General features: G+C 59.6%; 18 protein-coding genes and 1 riboswitch. Of the genes, 11 read left to right on the plus strand and 7 right to left on the minus strand.

Annotation, left to right across the window (positions count from 1 at the left end; all coding sequences use genetic code 11):
- Positions 1-70: 70 nt before the first annotated feature.
- Positions 71-1,576 carry a malate dehydrogenase (quinone) gene (mqo, locus tag GHN86_RS01590; protein ID WP_153381374.1) on the minus strand — a complete coding sequence of 502 codons (1,506 nt, stop codon included), beginning with the start codon at positions 1,574-1,576 and terminating at the stop codon, positions 71-73.
- 826 nt (positions 1,577-2,402) lie between these two features.
- On the opposite strand from mqo, the gene GHN86_RS01595 reads away from it, so the two are divergent.
- On the plus strand, positions 2,403-2,987 hold the full coding sequence (locus GHN86_RS01595; RefSeq protein WP_153381373.1) for a YajG family lipoprotein: 585 nt from the start codon (positions 2,403-2,405) through the stop codon (positions 2,985-2,987).
- A gap of 59 nt (positions 2,988-3,046) precedes the next feature.
- On the opposite strand, the gene GHN86_RS01600 is transcribed toward GHN86_RS01595, so the two are convergent.
- Positions 3,047-3,253 (minus strand): hypothetical protein, encoded by a 207-nt coding sequence (locus GHN86_RS01600; protein WP_122785769.1) that lies wholly within the window; start codon positions 3,251-3,253, stop codon positions 3,047-3,049.
- A gap of 218 nt (positions 3,254-3,471) precedes the next feature.
- Positions 3,472-4,638, minus strand: coding sequence for a 1-acyl-sn-glycerol-3-phosphate acyltransferase (locus GHN86_RS01605; protein ID WP_153381372.1), 1,167 nt, complete (start codon positions 4,636-4,638; stop codon positions 3,472-3,474).
- A gap of 103 nt (positions 4,639-4,741) precedes the next feature.
- On the opposite strand from GHN86_RS01605, the gene GHN86_RS01610 reads away from it, so the two are divergent.
- Genes GHN86_RS01610 through GHN86_RS01620 form a run of 3 tightly spaced genes read left to right on the plus strand, consistent with a single transcriptional unit; the run spans position 4,742 to position 5,870 of the window.
- A complete protein-coding gene (locus tag GHN86_RS01610; RefSeq protein WP_153381371.1) occupies positions 4,742-4,927 on the plus strand; it encodes a CPXCG motif-containing cysteine-rich protein in 186 nt (61 codons plus the stop codon).
- Positions 4,928-4,936: 9 nt separating this feature from the next.
- Positions 4,937-5,197: a putative signal transducing protein gene (locus GHN86_RS01615; protein ID WP_153381370.1), complete on the plus strand. Its 261-nt coding sequence runs from the start codon at positions 4,937-4,939 to the stop codon at positions 5,195-5,197.
- 46 nt (positions 5,198-5,243) lie between these two features.
- Complete coding sequence (locus GHN86_RS01620) at positions 5,244-5,870, plus strand: SOS response-associated peptidase (RefSeq protein ID WP_153381369.1); 627 nt, start codon at positions 5,244-5,246, stop codon at positions 5,868-5,870.
- On the opposite strand, the gene GHN86_RS01625 is transcribed toward GHN86_RS01620, so the two are convergent.
- Positions 5,867-6,577, minus strand: a complete 711-nt coding sequence (locus GHN86_RS01625) for a Crp/Fnr family transcriptional regulator (RefSeq protein ID WP_153381368.1) — start codon at positions 6,575-6,577, stop codon at positions 5,867-5,869. The two genes, GHN86_RS01620 and GHN86_RS01625, sit on opposite strands and share 4 nt — an antisense overlap.
- Before the next feature lie 99 nt (positions 6,578-6,676).
- Here GHN86_RS01625 and GHN86_RS01630 point away from each other — a divergent pair, with 99 nt between their 5' ends.
- From GHN86_RS01630 to GHN86_RS01660, 7 genes are read left to right on the plus strand one after another with little or no spacing between them, the layout of a single operon-like run.
- Complete coding sequence (locus tag GHN86_RS01630; protein WP_194286538.1) at positions 6,677-8,842, plus strand: TonB-dependent receptor; 2,166 nt, start codon at positions 6,677-6,679, stop codon at positions 8,840-8,842.
- Positions 8,842-9,906, plus strand: coding sequence for an ABC transporter substrate-binding protein (locus GHN86_RS01635; protein WP_153386025.1), 1,065 nt, complete (start codon positions 8,842-8,844; stop codon positions 9,904-9,906). The genes GHN86_RS01630 and GHN86_RS01635 overlap by 1 nt, the downstream gene beginning before the upstream one ends.
- Positions 9,903-10,916, plus strand: coding sequence for a FecCD family ABC transporter permease (locus GHN86_RS01640; protein WP_153379075.1), 1,014 nt, complete (start codon positions 9,903-9,905; stop codon positions 10,914-10,916). The genes GHN86_RS01635 and GHN86_RS01640 overlap by 4 nt, the downstream gene beginning before the upstream one ends.
- Positions 10,909-11,736 carry an ABC transporter ATP-binding protein gene (locus tag GHN86_RS01645; protein ID WP_153379074.1) on the plus strand — a complete coding sequence of 276 codons (828 nt, stop codon included), beginning with the start codon at positions 10,909-10,911 and terminating at the stop codon, positions 11,734-11,736. Before GHN86_RS01640 ends, GHN86_RS01645 begins: the two co-directional genes overlap by 8 nt.
- Positions 11,678-12,316 (plus strand): hypothetical protein, encoded by a 639-nt coding sequence (locus tag GHN86_RS01650; RefSeq protein WP_153386026.1) that lies wholly within the window; start codon positions 11,678-11,680, stop codon positions 12,314-12,316. The genes GHN86_RS01645 and GHN86_RS01650 overlap by 59 nt, the downstream gene beginning before the upstream one ends.
- A complete protein-coding gene (locus GHN86_RS01655; RefSeq protein WP_153379071.1) occupies positions 12,316-12,954 on the plus strand; it encodes a hypothetical protein in 639 nt (212 codons plus the stop codon). Before GHN86_RS01650 ends, GHN86_RS01655 begins: the two co-directional genes overlap by 1 nt.
- Positions 12,955-12,998: 44 nt before the next feature.
- Complete coding sequence (locus tag GHN86_RS01660) at positions 12,999-13,820, plus strand: M48 family metallopeptidase (protein WP_153379070.1); 822 nt, start codon at positions 12,999-13,001, stop codon at positions 13,818-13,820.
- 137 nt (positions 13,821-13,957) lie between these two features.
- Here the strand turns inward: GHN86_RS01660 and GHN86_RS01665 are convergent, their stop codons facing one another.
- The 3 genes from GHN86_RS01665 to GHN86_RS01675 all read right to left on the minus strand — a co-directional run bounded on the left by GHN86_RS01665 (position 13,958) and on the right by GHN86_RS01675 (position 16,800).
- Positions 13,958-14,542, minus strand: a complete 585-nt coding sequence (locus GHN86_RS01665; protein WP_153379084.1) for a TMEM165/GDT1 family protein — start codon at positions 14,540-14,542, stop codon at positions 13,958-13,960.
- Positions 14,543-14,634: 92 nt separating this feature from the next.
- Positions 14,635-14,754: riboswitch (yybP-ykoY riboswitch) on the minus strand.
- 50 nt (positions 14,755-14,804) lie between these two features.
- Positions 14,805-15,803, minus strand: coding sequence for a class I SAM-dependent methyltransferase (locus GHN86_RS01670; RefSeq protein WP_153379069.1), 999 nt, complete (start codon positions 15,801-15,803; stop codon positions 14,805-14,807).
- Positions 15,804-15,834: 31 nt separating this feature from the next.
- Positions 15,835-16,800: a 2-hydroxyacid dehydrogenase gene (locus GHN86_RS01675; RefSeq protein WP_153379068.1), complete on the minus strand. Its 966-nt coding sequence runs from the start codon at positions 16,798-16,800 to the stop codon at positions 15,835-15,837.
- Between the last annotated feature and the right edge of the window lie 14 nt (positions 16,801-16,814).

Here is a 16,814-nt window from a genome sequence, read left to right on the forward strand (position 1 = left end):
TGCCATAAAAAAACCCGCGCTCCATTGTGGGGCGCGGGCTTTTTACGCGCCCTTTAATGGGGCGCAGGTGTTACGCGATGCTGGTGGTGGTGCTCGGTGCGACCAACTCCAGCAACTCGGAGTTGCGGGTGCTGATTTCACGGTACAACTGAGCGTCGGTTTCGAGGACTTTTTCCCGAGCCGGAAAAATTTCCTTGAGCTTGGTTGCCCATTCACCTTTGGCTTTATCAGCGAAGCAGCGCTCAATCAGATCAAGCATGATCGAAACAGTAACGGATGCGCCCGGCGAAGCGCCCAGTAGAGCAGCCAATGAGCCGTCTTTGGCCGCTACCAGTTCAGTACCGAACTGCAACACACCGCCTTTTTTCGGGTCTTTCTTGATGATCTGAACCCGCTGCCCGGCCACTTCAAGGCGCCAGTCTTCAGCTTTGGCCTGTGGATAAAAGCGACGCAGGGACTGCAGGCGTTGTTCCATCGACTGACGCACTTCGCTGACCAGGTATTTGGTGAGGTCCATGTTGTCGCGGGCCACGGCGAGCATTGGTCCGATGTTACCCAAACGAATCGACATCGGCAGGTCAAGGAACGAGCCGTGCTTGAGGAACTTGGTGGTGAAACCGGCGTACGGTCCAAACAGCAGGGACTTTTTGCCATCGACCACACGGGTGTCCAAATGCGGCACCGACATCGGTGGCGAGCCAACCGCTGCCTGGCTGTACACCTTGGCCTGATGCTGTTTGACCACGTCCGGGTTGTCGCAACGCAACCACTGACCGCTAACCGGGAAGCCGCCGTAACCTTTGCTTTCTTCGATGCCTGAAGCTTGAAGCAGTGGCAAGGCTGCGCCGCCAGCGCCCAGGAACACGAACTTGGCATCAATGTGGCGGGTGTTGCCGCTATTGATGTCTTTGATGCTCACGGTCCAGCCGCTGCCATTGCGTTTGAGGCCAGTGACTTTTTTGCTGTACTTGATCTGAGTGTCCGGTGCGCTGCCCAGATGCTTGAGCAATTGCTGGGTCAGGGCGCCGAAGTTGACGTCAGTCCCCTGCATCACGCGAGTGGCCGAGATGCGCTGGTCCGCAGGGCGGCCCGGCATCATCAAGGGCATCCACTCGTTCATGACGGTTTTGTCTTCGGTGTATTCCATGTCGGCAAACGCATGGTGCTGGCTCAGCACTTCAAAGCGTTTTTTCAGGAAGGAAACCCCTTTTTCGCCTTCAACGTAGCTCAGGTGAGGAACCGGGCTGATGAAGGATTTGCACGAGCCGAAGGTGCCTTTTTGCGCCAGATAGGCCCAAAACTGTTTCGACACCTCGAACTGGGCATTGATATGCACAGCCTTTTTGATGTCAATCGAGCCATCGGCCGCTTGCGGCGTGTAGTTCAGTTCACAAAGACCAGCGTGACCGGTGCCTGCGTTGTTCCACGGGTTGGAACTTTCTGCAGCACCTGAGTCCATCTGCTCAACAACTTCCAGCGTAATGCCGGGGTCGAGCTCTTTGAGCAGCACGGCAAGCGTGGCACTCATGATGCCCGCTCCAACCAGTACTACGTCGACTGCTTCGTTATGCGCCATTAACGCGTCTCCAAAATCTACGGCACCAAATTGACGGCATGGCTGGCAGGTGTTTCGAGGCAGCATTCAGGTAAGCCTCGAACCACACTTGACCAGGATTGCCATGTCCGATTTTCGCAATTTCCTGCAACTTCAGCGGACGCTACCAACCGGGCCTTGAAGGTTCATATGAACGCATTTCGGTCCCCGGCAGGCAATTCGACTTAAGGTCTAGAGCGTCCGGTTGTGCAACCAAATCCGTATGCGGACAGGCTTCAGTCTCGTGCTGTGGAGCCGACTTCGATCCTGCTTGGTGAGGTTTTCTCAGACGCTAATGGTGCATGTTCAGACGCAAAACTTTTCATTTGCTCGCCACACTCTTGTGAAGTTGTGAAAACCCGTTTTTTTTCACGCTCTCTTGAAGACGTGAACCTCAAAAAAGGGCTGTCGCACACAGGGCACCCAGTGCAGGGGCCGAGCGTTTGAACAGCTCTGGCAGATCGTGTGAAAAGTGGTGATTTACGCAAAAAAAATCAAGCGTACCCTTCGCACAGAATCTGTGTGGGCGGCTCTCTGTGGGCAATACGGAGGAGTTAATGCAGTGCATCAACGGTGCTGCGAGGCCCGATCAGGAGACGTCCTTATAATCGGGGGGAGAGTGTAACGAAGAAACGCGGGCAATTGATCCTGTTTAATGACTTTTATTGGCTCGCTGGTCAATTTCTTTGCCTGCGACCAACTGTCGCCGGGCAATGCGTGTAAAAAGGGCTTGAGCAAGCGGCTAGTTAGCGAGCGCAGAGCACCGCTATACTGGCGACCTGTTTTACCCAGTCCTGGAGAGATGAGCATGTTGCAACGCCTGTTGTTCGGTTTGATTACAGTGACCAGTTTGACCCTGGTCGGCTGCGCCCACAGCCCGCAGCAAATCAGCCCGCAACCCAAGCTGACGACGCAACTGGCCCCCATTGGGCGTGGCCAACCGGTGATCGTACGCGTGGTAGACGGTCGTCCTTCACCAACCCTGGGAACGCGCGGTGGCATGTACCCGGAAACCAGTGCGATCACCGTCAGCAGCGCCGACGTGGTGCCTAAACTCCAGGCTCAGGCTGAAGCGGCCGTGCGTTTGCTGGGTTTCACCCCCACCAGCAGTGCTTCCAATGCACCGACACTGACCGTGACGTTGGCGGAGCTGAAGTATCAATCGCCCAAAGACACCATGTACGTGACCGAAGCCACCATTGGTGCGACCTTTCGCTCTGATGTGAAGAACGGCGGGCGTACCTACAGTGGCCGTTATGGCGCCTCGCTGGATCAGCGCTTCGGTATGGCACCCAATCAGGAAACCAACACCAAGCTGGTCAGCGATGTGTTGAGCGACGCACTGACCCGCGTGTTCAAAGACCCAAGCATTGGTCGTTTGCTGAGCGAGTAATCGCCTGTAAACAAAAAGCCCGAACGTGCAGCGTTCGGGCTTTTTTGTGCGTGCTGTATTCAGGCCGCTTCGGCATACACCTCAAGGCGACTGACCCCGGTGAGCAGATCCAGCTCGGGCAGATCGGCATGGGTGTGGCCGCTCAAGGCGCAAAAGACCAGCCAGTGGTGGTCCTGCACGTTAAAGGCCAAGCCCTCGATCAGTGCTTGCTGTTCGTCGCTGGGGGCGATGAGGTAAAGACGGTCCTGATTTTCGGCGTGCAGCATGACAAGCTCCGTGTCGGTGTCGAGGGGCCACAGAATGGCCTGTCTTGATGACGATACGGTGACAGCAAAAATTAGCCCCCGATATTCTCGTAGCAGTTGCCGAAGGCGACGTCCGATTGCGCAGCGATCGTAAGATCTGTGGTCGCGGTGCGTCTGAATAATTACGACGACTGCGTCGCCGGACGCAGCCTCCGGCAGCTGCTACGAGAATGAGAGGGTTAGAGGGGCAACCCGGCCTTGATCCGGTATTGGTTGCGCACCGGCATCGCGTATTGCAGTACCAGATACGGGCGGTGTTCGACCGGGCAGGCATCAAGGCGGCGTTGCCATTCCTGTTGAGCCTTGGCCAGTTCGTCGGCGGGGAACACCTGCGCGGCCTTGGGCACCTGCAATTGCGGGTCTGCGTCGCTCCACTGGGCATACGCCAGGTAGTGCGCAGGGAACAGGCGATAGCCACTCAGAATATGACGGTCCATTTCGGCAGCCAGCAATTTGCTGTCTTCGAAGGCTTCAGTCACGGGTTCGGCAAAGTTGATGTGCACGCGGCCTTTGTAGCCGGTAATACCGTTGGCGATGCTGGTGTCGTCTTCGCCCGGTGCTTTGGTGTAAGTGCCGGTGGTGGCGCGGATATATAATTCGCGGGCCTTGGCCTGATCACAGGGGTCGTATTCGTAGCTGATCGACACCGGCGTGAGGTTCAGCGACTGGATTACCTCGGCAAAAGGCTCGTTTTTACGGCTCATGTGGAACATTTTCAGGATCGCTGAATCTGTACGGTCATCACCGTCCTTGGCGCGGCCTTCGGCCTGGGCAATCCAGATCGACTGGCAATCATTGACGATCGAATGATTGATATAGGCCGACAGCAATTGGTACGCCGCCAGCTTTTCGCGACGCCCGGTGATTGAGCGGTGCACGATAAAGCTCTTGTTCAGGCGCATCAGGTCGCTGACAAAAGGCTTTTGCAGGAGGTTGTCGCCAATGGCGATACGTGGCGTTGGCAGGCCCGCGTGATACACCGCGTAGTTGACGAAAGCCGGGTCCATCACGATGTCGCGGTGGTTGGCCAGAAACAGATACGCACTGCCGGGCTTGAGTCGCTCCACGCCGGTATAGGTCACGCCGTCTGTGGCGTGACCGATGGTGCGGTCGACATAGACTTCAACTTTGTCCTGTAAAGTGGCGACCGAAGTGACACCTGCGAATTCTTTGCGCAGGCGATGCGCTATAAGGGGACGTAACAACCAGCCGAAAGCGCCCGCCAGACGCGGAAAGCGGAAGTGGGTCAGGATTTGCAGAAACGCCTTGTCGCCGAGCAGCCGGGCCAGCACGGCTGGGACTTCGGCGTCGTTGTAAGGTCGGATGCTATCGAATTCGCCCATCATGCTCTCTTGTTGGAAACGGCTAAGGTTAGTACACAGGGCAGGACACAATAATAGCCCTGCAAATAGACGGCGATTATACGCACAAGTCACTCTGGAGACCGCGATGCTTGAGACCGAACCCTATGATTGCCCCTATTGCGGCGAGCCGGCTGAAGCGGTCATCGACCTGTCGGGCGGCGATCAGCAGTACATAGAAGACTGCCCGGTGTGTTGCCGTCCTATCGTGTTTACGCTTCAGACCGATGGTCATGAGTGGATGCTGGATGTACGCAGCGAGAATGAGGTGTGAGTGACGGCCATGCGACGTATTTACGAGCCACAAAACTTGATGGAAGCCGAGCTTTTGCTGGGGATGCTGGACAGCGAGGGTGTTTTTGCCCGTCTTGACGGTCGCGATCTGGTGGGCGGTACAGGCGAGTTGCCCGCTCTGGGCTTGCTGGGACTGGCAGTGGCCGATGATCAGGCGCGGCACGCGCGCGAGCTGATCGATGCGTACAATGCGGCGTGTCCCGTGGCGGACGACGAGCCCCAAAGCTTCCCGGATGTGCTCGATTGTTGAGCCCCGTGTTTCTTGCCACCTTTATATAGAAGAGTTGTACAGCCCCATGTGTGGACGTTTTGCCCTGTTTCGTTGGAACCCTGCGTTTGCAGCCTTGCCCGGTTTTCCGGCAGATCAGCAGGCTCAGTGGAATATTTCGCCCAATGACTCGGTATTGATCCTGCGTGCCGATGCGCAACCCGGCCAGCGCACCCTGGCACGGGCACGCTGGGGGCTGACCCCGCCCTGGCTTACCGACCTGTCGCGCACCCCGGCCCATGCCCGCGCCGAAACGGTTGTCGAACAGCCCATGTTTCGCGATGCCTTTAACTTGCGTCGTTGCCTGATCCCGGCCAATGGTTTTTACGAATGGCGCGGCACGACCCGAAAGCGCCCTTATTGGCTGACGCCGGGCGAGGGGGCTTCGCTGTTTTTCGCGGGTATTTGGGAAGCGTACCCGGTGGACGGGCATGTGTGGCTGAGCACGGCGGTGATCACCCAAGCGGCGGCGAGTCAGCGTCGACCGTTGATTCTTGATGAGGCGGGCCAGCAAGCCTGGCTCGACCCTGAAACTCCGCTGCATACCCTGCAAGCGCTATTGGCAGCGCCGCAATCGCCTTTGCGTGAGCGTCCGTTGGCGAATCTGGTCAATGATCCCAAGCTCAATGCCCCCGAGTGCTTGACGCCGGGTTAGGCCACCCGATTGGCGACACCACTCAACGCACCCCGGTCAGGAATGGTCCAGTCCCGCCGTTGCCCTACCACCAGCCCCTGACGCTGCCAGTCTGCCAGCAAGCGATTAAGGGTCTCGGCCCGCACACCCAGTTTGGTCGCCAGTTGGCGTTGGTTCAGCGGTAGGTGAATAAGCCCGCTGCTGGCCTGCGGCTGTAAGCGCAGCAGGTAGTTGGCCAGCCGCTCGGCGGCGTTGCGGCCCACCAGATTGTCCATCTCGTCAATGCGGGTGTTGAGCGCGCGGCCGGCCAGTTCCAGCATCTGCATGGCCAGTTGCGGATGGCTCAAGCAGGTCTTGTGCAAACTGGCGCGGCTCATGCGGCACAGCTGGGTCGGTTCTGCCGTGCGGCAACTGACCGGGTAACGGCCGTCCTTCATGAACATCACGATGGGGGCCAGCAATTGGCCCGCCACCACGTGGTGGATGATGTGCTCTTCGCCTTCGGCGCTCAGGCGCAGGGTGTCCACGCGGCCGCCCAGGATCAAATAAAAATAATCCCCCGGCTGCCCCTGACTGAACACCATGTGCTGCTCGTCCAGCGCGCAATAACTCGCCCCTTTGAGCAGCGCCTCGCCCAGCACGGCTTGCAGGCCTTCCAGACCCAAAAAGCGACACATCACGGCCAGCGCCTGGGCGGATTGATGGTCGGTCAACTTGACATATGTCATTTGAGGTCAATACGCATTAGAGAATAATTGCTAAATGGTAATACACATCATTAGCTTGCGTGGCAGGCATTGGTCGGGTATCGACAGATGAGGCGTGACATGGCGGTTTCTCTATTTAGATCAAGCGGTGCACTGAACAGGTTACTGATGATCGGCAGCGGTCTGGCGCTGAGCCTGCACGTGCAGGGCGTTCAGGCTGCGGATATGGAAATTATGCAGCCCATTAATATCACGGCTCAACGTCAGAGCGAGGGCCGCGCCAGTACCCTGCGCTCCGGCGCCTCGCTGGAAGATTCGCCGCGCTCGGTCAGCATTATCACCGCCGAACAGATTGCTGAACGCCCCGGCCCCGGCGGCATTCAGAGCTTACTGGCGGAACTGCCCGGCATCGAGTTTGCCCGTTCGGGCGGGCTGGGCGGACAGTTGGTGATGCGCGGCTTCAACAGCAACGATGGCCGCTCGATACTGGCCATTGACGGCGATCGCTACCGGGGCCGCACCACCCTTGAATTCAATATGCTCGATCCCAATTCCATCGAGCGGATTGAAGTGATTCGCGGCCCGGCATCGGCGCTGTACGGATCGGACGCGATGAACGGGGTGATCAATATCGTCACCCGGCGCTCCATGGTCGATGTTGATCAGCCGTTCGAGCTGCAACCGCACATTCGCGCGCTGGAGTGGGGCAGCGGTTCCGAGATGTTCGGCGGGCGGGTGGAACTGGTCGGCGGTGGCAATGGTTTTGACGTGATGATCGGTGCACACCAGCGCGAGGCACAGGACTACAGCACTCCTATCGGCACGGTAGACAACAGCAGCTACCGCATGCGCGGGCTGGATTTCAATATCGGTTACAGCCCCACGCCACTGTCGCGCTGGGAATTGTCGGGCCGCTATGAAAACGTCACCTCCAATCGTGGCGGCGGTTTGGGCGCAGCGCCCGGCGCTGAGCTGCTGCAAGTCAGTGAGCGGCCGATCATCGAGCGTTATTTGCGTCTGGCCTATAGCGGCCAGGAGTTTGGCGCTTTTGCCGACAGTCTGGACGCCAGCCTGTATGTGCGTGACTTCGAAACTGACATCTATCAGGTCAACAACAAGACTGCGGGTATCACCGCCAAGACTCATTTGAAGGTCTACACCCCCACGGAAATTGGCGGCCATCTGACCGCGTTGAAAACCTTGGGCGATCACCAGTTGAGTTATGGCGGCGACTTTTATCTGGAAGACTTCGAGGGTCGTCTGAGCAACAACACCCGTTACGACAAAGGCACCGGCGTGCAACTGAGCGACAGCGGCTGGAACAAGATGGAGCGCGACACTTCACAAACCAGCATTGGCCTGTTCGCGACCGACACCTGGACCCTGAATGATCGCTGGGTGCTCAGTGGCGCGGTCCGCAGTGACTGGATCGAGTCGAAAATCGGCTCGGCATTGCCCACTGAAAGCCCGGCCCAAAGCGCGGCCTTCGATGACAGCCGGGTCAAGCGTTACCACGCCTATACCGGCAGTTTGGGTGCGGTCTACAAGCTCACGCCCAACTGGCATCTGTTCGGAAATTTCAGCCGCAGTTTCCGCGCACCGTCGGGTCAGGCAATGGTCTCCACCAGCGTCTCGGGCACCATCACCACGCTGCCTAATGCGGATCTGGATGATGAAACCAGCCTGACCACCGAGCTGGGCGTGCGCTGGTACGGCCTTGATAGCCACATGAGCCTGACCGCCTATCAAAGCGATTACGACAACCTGATTGCGCTGGTGGTGCTCGACAAGGATTTGCGTCAGCAGCAGAACATCAGCAAGGCACAAATGCGCGGCCTTGAGCTGGAAGGCAAGGTGGGTCTGGATGACCGCTGGAGCATGAACTACGCCGCCACCTACACCCGTGGCACCGACAAATCATCGGGCGAGCCGCTGCCCAACATCGCCCCGCTGACGGGCCGGCTGTCGCTGCGCTATCAGCAAGATGACTGGTACGGCGAGGCTGCGGTGCGCGCTTACAAAGGCAAGACCCGCATCGACAAAACCCAGGAGCGGGCCAGCGCCAGCTACGCCATGGTCGATGCGTATGCCGGGATGAACCTGGGCCGTGTACTGGGCAGCGGTTGGGAGGACTGGCAAGTGACCGTCGGGGTGGAAAACCTGTTCAACAAGGTCGGGCGCAACCCCATAGTGGCGCAAGACATCAACTATTCGGACAACCTGGTGGGTAACAGCCTGGTTGAGCCGGGCCGCAGTGCGGTCATCAAGCTCACGGTGAATTACTGATGAACGTTCGTGCAGTGTTAATCGCCTGCCTGCTGGCGACCCCGGTGGCCGCGCAGACGCTGGAAGATCAAACCGGGCGTCAGGTGCAAATCCCCGATCACGTGCAGCGCGTGGTCACGTTGCCGATTCCGCTGGCAAGCATGCTGATGGCCATTGATGGCGGCCCGCAGCGGCTGGCGGGCATGCATCCCGGCAGTCGAGCCGATTTCGATTACGGCTTGCTCGGGCATATTTATCCACAGGCCCGGCAAACCCCGGACGATATGGTCGGTGAAGGCTTTGTGCCAAATGTCGAAGCGTTGGCCAGTGGCGAAGCGGATCTGGTGGTGCAGTGGGGCGATCGCAGTGAGTCGATCGTCAAACCGATCAGCGCATTGGGCATTCCGGTGATCACTGTGCGCTATGGCGACAGCATGCTGGCCGCCGGCTGGTTGCGGCTGCTGGGTTCGGCCCTGGGCAAAGCCGAGCGCGGGGACGCCCTGGCCAACTGGTTTGAGCAGCGCATGGCACAGATTGCCCGGCGCGGCGCGGCCATCCCGCTCGCTGAGCGGCCACGGGCGCTGTACCTGTACCGGGCGCAAGCCGGGCTGCAAGTGTCGGGCAAAGGATCGAGCATGGACGGCGACATCGTCCGCGCTGGCGGGGTCAACGTGGCGGCTGATGTGCCGGGCTTTGCCACGGTGAATGCCGAGCAGTTGTTGGCCTGGGACCCTGAAGTGATTCTGCTGAACAACTTTGAGCCCGAGCTGAACCCTGACGTTATCTATCAAGACCCGCGTCTGGCCAGCCTGTCGGCGGTGCGCAACAAGCGTGTCTATCAATACCCCCACGGTGGTTTTCGCTGGGACCCGCCCAGTCAGGAAACCCCGCTGGCAGTCGATTGGCTGTTCAGCGTGTTGCACCCGGCCAAAGCTGAGCCGGGCCTGCGTCAGCGGGTGCGGGACACTTATCAACGGCTCTACCAATACAGCCTGAGCGATGAAGAGCTGGATCAGTTGCTCAAACTCAAGACCAACGGAGCGAGCGCCGATTACCTGCGCCTGTTCAGCGAGGGCGGCGCATGATCCGCCGATTCAGCCCGCTATGGTTGGCTTTGGGCACGCTGCTGTTGGCGTTGTTTTGCCTTGGGGCCGGGCGCTATGCGGTGTCCCCGCAGCATGTGTTAAGCATTCTGCTGGGGCCGTGGTTCAGCGACGGTGCGGCGATCACGCCGCTGGAACGCAGTGTGGTGGAAGGCATCCGCCTGCCACGGGTGTTACTCGCCGCTTTTGTCGGGGCCGGGTTGGCGGGGGCGGGCGCGGCGTTGCAAAGCTTGCTGCGTAACCCGCTGGCCGAGCCGCAGTTGCTCGGTGTGTCATCGGGCGCGGCATTTGGCGGCGTGCTGGCTTTCTTGCTGGTGGGCGATGGCTGGCCGGTGGTGGCCGGGGCCTTTGTATTCGGCATGCTGGCGCTGGTCATGGTGTTCTGGCTGGCCACGGGTGCCAGTCGTCAGCCCAGCAATAGCGTGCTGCTGGTGCTGGCCGGGATTGTGGTCAGCGCCGTGTTTGCCGCTGGCGTCTCGCTGACCAAATTACTGGCTGACCCGCAAAACCAGCTGCCGGCCATTGTGTTCTGGTTGATGGGCAGCCTGTCGGCCGCCGACAGCGGCAAGTTGATCCTGGCAGTGCCGGTGATTGGCAGCAGTTTGCTGTTGCTGTGGAGTTTGCGCTTCTCGCTGATGGCCTTGGCGGTGGGCGAAGAAGACGCCCGCAGTCTGGGGATCAAAGTGGGCCGGGTGCGCTTGCTGACCTTGCTCGCCGTGGGACTGATCGCTGCTTGCAGCGTGGCGTTGTGCGGCATCGTCGGCTGGGTCGGGTTGGTGGTGCCGCATCTGGTGCGCCTGTTGCTGGGCAGCGGGCACCGCACCTTTATGCTCAATTGCATGCTCGGCGGCGCGGCGTATTTGATTGCCGTCGACACCTTGGCCCGCAGTGTCAGCGCGCTGGAAATTCCCTTGGGTGTGTTGACCGCGCTGCTGGGCGCGCCGCTCTTCGCGATTCTGGTGCGTCGTTTAGGGAGAAGTGTGAATGGCTGACTTACCAGCGTTGAGCGTTCACGAATTGGCGCAGGGCTATGGCACGCGCCAGCTATTCACAGGCCTGAGTTTTGAACTGCCTCGTGGCGCGTTGTGCACCTTGCTCGGCCCCAATGGCATTGGTAAATCCAGCCTGTTGCGGCTGGTGGCGGGCACGGCAAAACCGGCCGCAGGCACCGTCAAACATCACGGGCAGCTGGGTTTTGTGCCGCAGGAAGTGACCCCCGGCTTGCCGTTGAGTGCGCGGGAAATGGTGCTGCTGGGCCGTGCCCGCAATGTGAAGCTGTTTGGTGCCCCTTCGCGCAGCGACTACGTAGCGGCCGACCGCGCACTGGAGCGGGTCAACGCCTTGCACCTGGTGGGTCGCAACTACGTGCAGTTGTCCGGCGGCGAACGCCAGTTGGTGCTCATGGCCCGGGCGTTGGCCTGCGAAGCCGACGTGCTGTTGCTCGACGAACCGACGGCGGCGATGGACTGGCACAACCAGGCCTTGATCCTGCGCTTGCTCAAGGAACTGACAGAAGAAGGCATGACCGTGCTGATGAGCACCCATGTGCCGCAACACGCCCTCGAATTTGCCAGCCATGCCTTGCTCTTGCATGGCGGCAGCGAATACCAGTTCGGCCCTCCCGACACGGTGATGACCGAACACGCGCTTTCACGTCTTTACCGCATCCCGGTGCGTTGTCTGGCCCTCAATAATGCGAAGGGCCATTGCACAGCGGTGCCGGTTTTTTCACAGACAGACACAGGAGCCCCTAATGGCTACTCCCAAGATCCTGCACCTGCGCTCAGTGGCACACGAAGAGTCGAGCTTTGACCGTACGGTGATTGCGCGCGGTTATGAGTCGTTGAGCGTGCGTGAGCTGGACGCCGCCACACTGGCCCGCCGCAGCGCCATTCTGGTTGAGGCGCACATTGATCAGTGCGCGTTGCTGGCGCTTAAGCCGGCCCTTGAAGCACACCTCGATCAGGGCGGCACGCTGGTGTTCAACGGTCATTTGACCTATGGCCTGCTCGACGGCCTTGAGCTGTTTCAAGTGGCGACAGAGCGTCGGGTCAAAGACCTGCAAGTGATCCGCGTTAACCCGCATCCGGTGTTCGACGGCGTGGACTGCCCTGACCTCAGTTTTCGCAAAGGGGTCAGTGGTTTTTATGGTCGCGGTGCCAATCCGGCCCCTGAGGGAGCGGTGATTCTGCATCGGCTTCACGCTGAAGATTTACCGGTGGACTGGCTGTGGCAGCGTCCCGGTGGTGGGCAAGTGTTGATGCATGGCGGTAATACGATGTGGATGTACCAGAACGACCCCACCAGTGCTGCGCGCATTGTCCCGCAATTGCTCGACTGGCTTGAGGCTAGTTGCCCTGTTCCACCTGCTTATCAACGAGGAGCCCGCTAATGCGCATTGCCTTTATTGACGGTGGCACCTACTACCACCACGCCACTTACCATGATCCGCAGTGGCAGCACTGCTTTGACGGCAATATCTATGTGCGCGATTTGCCCACGGCAGACCTGTCCGGCTATGACTGCTTGTACATCGCCAGCCGTCAGGACCCGGCCGAGCTGCAAAAAGCCCAAGCGGCGATTCAGGCATTTTTGGCGGCTGGGAAAATGGTCGTGGCCCTGGGCGAAAGCCACGCCTTGCCATGGATTGAAAGCGTGGACTGGACCACGGGCGAGACAAATTTCTGGTGGTGGCTGACCCCCGGCGCCGACTCCGGATTGCGTCAGGTCAATCCTGACCACGGCTTGTTCAGTTACCTGACCTTGCAGGATGCGACGTGGCACCGGCATGGCACGCTGGCCGTGCCCAACGGCGCCGAGAGTTTGATTGATGCCGTTGAAGGCGGGTCGGTGCTGTATGACGACCGGGTGTCTACGGCGGGTCGTTTGTTGGTCAGCACCCTCGACCCGTGCTACCACCACGGCAGCTATTTCATGCCAGCGACGACGCGTTTTCTGCGCGGTTTTATCCCGTGGCTCAAGGCGGGTGCGCCGACTAAAAATCAAGGACTGGATGCGCCTGTTCAATAGCCTCGCGCACCACTACCATGCCCTCACGTTTATGGAGGCTGATGATGGGTAAATTAGCGGTAGTGTGTGCAGTGGGCGCTGGTTTGTTGTTGGGCGGTTGCCAGGCGGTGAACACCACCAGTGGTGGCGCGGTGGGTGTCGAGCGCAAGCAATACATGTTCAGCATGCTGTCGAGTCAGCAGGTTGACCAAATGTATGCGCAGTCGTACCAGCAGACGGTCAGCGAGGCGAGCACCAAAGGTGAACTGGATAAAACCAGTGCCAACGCTCAGCGCCTGCAAGCCATTGCCAATCGACTGATTGCCCAGGCACCAGCGTTTCGCCCGGATGCGGCGCAATGGAATTGGGAAGTCAATCTGATCAAGAGCGATGAACTCAACGCCAACTGCGGGCCGGGCGGCAAGATCATCTTCTACAGCGGGATCATTGATCAGCTCAAGTTGAGTGACGATGAGATTGCCGCAGTGATGGGCCATGAGATTGCCCACGCCTTGCGTGAGCACGGGCGTGAATCCATGTCCAAAGCGTACGGGATCGAGATTGCCAAACAGGGAGCCGGGGCGTTGTTGGGGTTAGGGCAGGACAGCCTGCAACTGGCCGACACGGTGGTGAACTACAGCCTGACGTTACCCAATAGCCGCAGCAACGAGAACGAAGCGGATTTGATCGGTCTGGAATTGGCGGCGCGTGCGGGATACAACCCGAATGCGGCGATTACGCTGTGGCAGAAGATGGGTCAGGTGTCGCAGAGCGCGCCACCTGAATTCATGAGCACTCACCCGGCTTCGACAAGCCGGATTGCGGCGCTGGAAGCGGCGATTCCCAAGGTTATGCCGCTTTATCAGCAAGCGCCCAAGACCCAGTAACGGCTGGCCCTCACCCCAACCCTCTCCCAAAGGGAGAGGGGGCAGATGTGTGGCGTTGCGCAGATCTGCTTTTGCTTTTAGTCCCCTCTCCCTCTGGGAGAGGGCTAGGGTGAGGGTAGCGGGTAAGTGTGTAGCGTTTAAACCCAGCCGCTGATCACCATCGCCTTGTACACCGCCACCACCGCCAGCACAAAGAACGCCGTCGCGGCCAAACGGCGGATCAACGTCAGCGGCAGTTTGTCGGCCGCAAAGTTTCCGGCAATCACTACCGGCACGTTGGCAATCAACATACCCACGGTGGTGCCGATGATCACCAGCCACAAGTCCGGGTACTGCGCGGCCAGCATCACCGTCGCCACCTGAGTCTTGTCACCAATTTCAGCAATGAAAAACGTAATCAGGGTCGTCACAAAAGGGCCGTACTTGCGCGCGGTACTGGCTTCGTCATCGTCCATTTTGTCCGGCACCAACGTCCACAAGGCGGTCGCGGTGAAGCTGGCAGCCAGAATCCAGTGCAGCATCGCATCGCTGAAGAATCCGCCGACCCAGGCACCTACGGCACCGGCCGCCGCGTGGTTGGCGAGGGTCGCCACGACGATACCGGCAATGATCGGCCAAGGTTTGCGAAAACGCGCGGCAAGAATAAGCGCGAGCAGTTGCGTCTTGTCGCCGATTTCGGCCAAGGCAACGATTGCAGTAGGAACAAGTAAGGAGTCGAGCATCATCAGGTAAGTTTCCAGGGGCGGGTCGACACGGCTATGACACGTACAGCCTTCCCGCCCCGGGTAAGGTGTTCGTGTCATAGGTCTTGTCAAACCCCGGTCCATCTGTGTGGACACCTGGGTCGCATGCACCATGGTCTGTTGACCAAGTATGTTGACGCATGCCGGACGAGCGTGAGGCTCGTGGGAGACTACTCCCCTAGGACGGAGCGGATTCTGCCTAGGCAAATCCGATCCGGCAAGCCCTTATTTTCGAAACATCTCAGCGACGCTTGGCACTGTAAATGCGAAAACCCTGACCTTGGGCCTTGACCGTGCAGTGGCCAAATTGCGCTTCGATCAGCGGCTGATAACGCAGAAAGCTATTGGCCACAAGGCGAAGTTCGCCACCTGTTTTCAGATGTTTGATCGCTTTTGCCAGCAAGTTCTCGGTAGCGTGATAATCGGTGTGCACGCCCACATGGAATGGCGGATTGCTCAGAATCGAGTTCAAACCCATCGGCGCCGCATCGATGCCATCACCGGTAATCACTTCCGCTTCCAGGCCATTGGCATCCAGGGTCAGACGGCTGCTGGCGGTGGCGAAGGCATCGACATCGAGCAAGGTGACAGTGTTATGTGGGTAGCGACGTTTAACCGCAGCGCCCAATACCCCTGCACCGCAGCCAAAATCCAGCACATGGCCGCTGGGCAATTTGTCCAGATGTTCCAGCAGCAAGGCGCTGCCGCGGTCCAGTCGGCCGTGGCTGAACACGCCCGGCAAGGTCACGACTTTCAGCGGCCCTTCGGCCAGTGGCAGTTCGTAATGCTGGGCGAGGTCGGCCAATGCCGGGGCTTGCGGGGCGTTTTCAACCGTCACTTGCCACAGTTGGCAATGCCGCGCGCTGTCGAGCTTGCGCGGTTTGCCCAAAGGGAACAGTTGCTTGGAGGCGCCTTCGATGCCGCCTTTTTTCTCGCCGACCAGAAACACGTCGGCGCCCGGCAGACGTGCCGCTACGGCATTGAGCACGTAGTCGGCCAGCTCTTTGGACTTGGGCAAAAACACCACGGCGGTGTCGAACGCGCGCTCAGGCACATCAACCCCGAAATGCACGCGCCCTTCAAAGCGGGCGTCGAGCGCGGCCTGATCGCCGGCATGCCAGCACCAGCCGTGGGCGTCGGGCAACTGGCCGAGCAAATCATCGGCCGGCAACCCGACTAACAGCAGCGAGCCTTGAAAGTATTCAGGCTGACGAAGCAGTACTTCACTGCGCGGATCCATAATCTGCTCCTTGAAAAAGGGGCGCAGTTTATCAAGTGACGACCCGCAGCGCTGTACCGTTGAAGAACGCGTGGGCATTTTCAGTCAATTGCGTGACGATTCGCTGCCGCGCTTCGCGACTGCCCCATGCGCTGTGCGGGGTGATAATCAGGCGCGGGATGTCCGCCGCCAGCAACGGGTTGCCGTCACGGGGCGGCTCAACGCTCAGCACATCGGTGGCCGCGCCGCCCAAATGGCCACTGCGCAATGCGTCGGCGAGTGCCTGTTCATCAATCATGCCGCCACGGGCGGTGTTAACCACGAACGCACCGGGTTTGAGCAAGGCCAGCTCGCGAGCGCCGATAAAGTTACGGGTGTGTTCGGTCAACGGGCAGTGAAAGGTCAGCGCATCGACCTGTGGCAGCAGTTCGTCCAGGCTCAGGCGACCGGGGCGGGCCGGGCGACCGGGAATCTGCCCGATCAATACGCGCATGCCAAAGGCTTCGGCCAATTTCGCCACGGCGCTGCCGAGTTCGCCATGACCGAACAGGCCCAGGGTTTTGCCTTCCAGCTCGACAATCGGAAAGTCCAGCAGGCAGAACTGCTTGGCTTGCTGCCACTGGCCGTCGCGCACAGCGTTGTTGTAGTCGACAAGGCGGGTGGCCAGCGCGAGCAGCAAGCCCAGTGTGTGCTGGGCCACGGACGGTGTGCCGTAGCCTTGGCAGTTTGCGACGGTAATACCGTGGGCGCGGGCGGCTTCGAGGTCGACGTTGTTGGTGCCAGTGGCGGCCACCAGAATCAGCTTCAACTCGGGGCAGGCAGCGAGGGTGCGGGCGTTCAGCAGGATTTTATTGCTGATGGCCACGCTGGCACCTTGCAAGCGCTCGATCACGTTGTCGGGCGTGGTGTCGGTCCATAACTGCAGCTCACCAAAACAGCTGCGCAAGGGGCTGAGGTCGAGGTCGCCGAGGTCCAGAGACGGGTGATCAAGGAAGACAGCGCGCTGAGTGTTTGTCATCAACTGTACCTTTT

It is taken from the genome of Pseudomonas helleri (assembly GCF_009600315.1).
Lineage (GTDB): Bacteria > Pseudomonadota > Gammaproteobacteria > Pseudomonadales > Pseudomonadaceae > Aquipseudomonas > Aquipseudomonas helleri_A.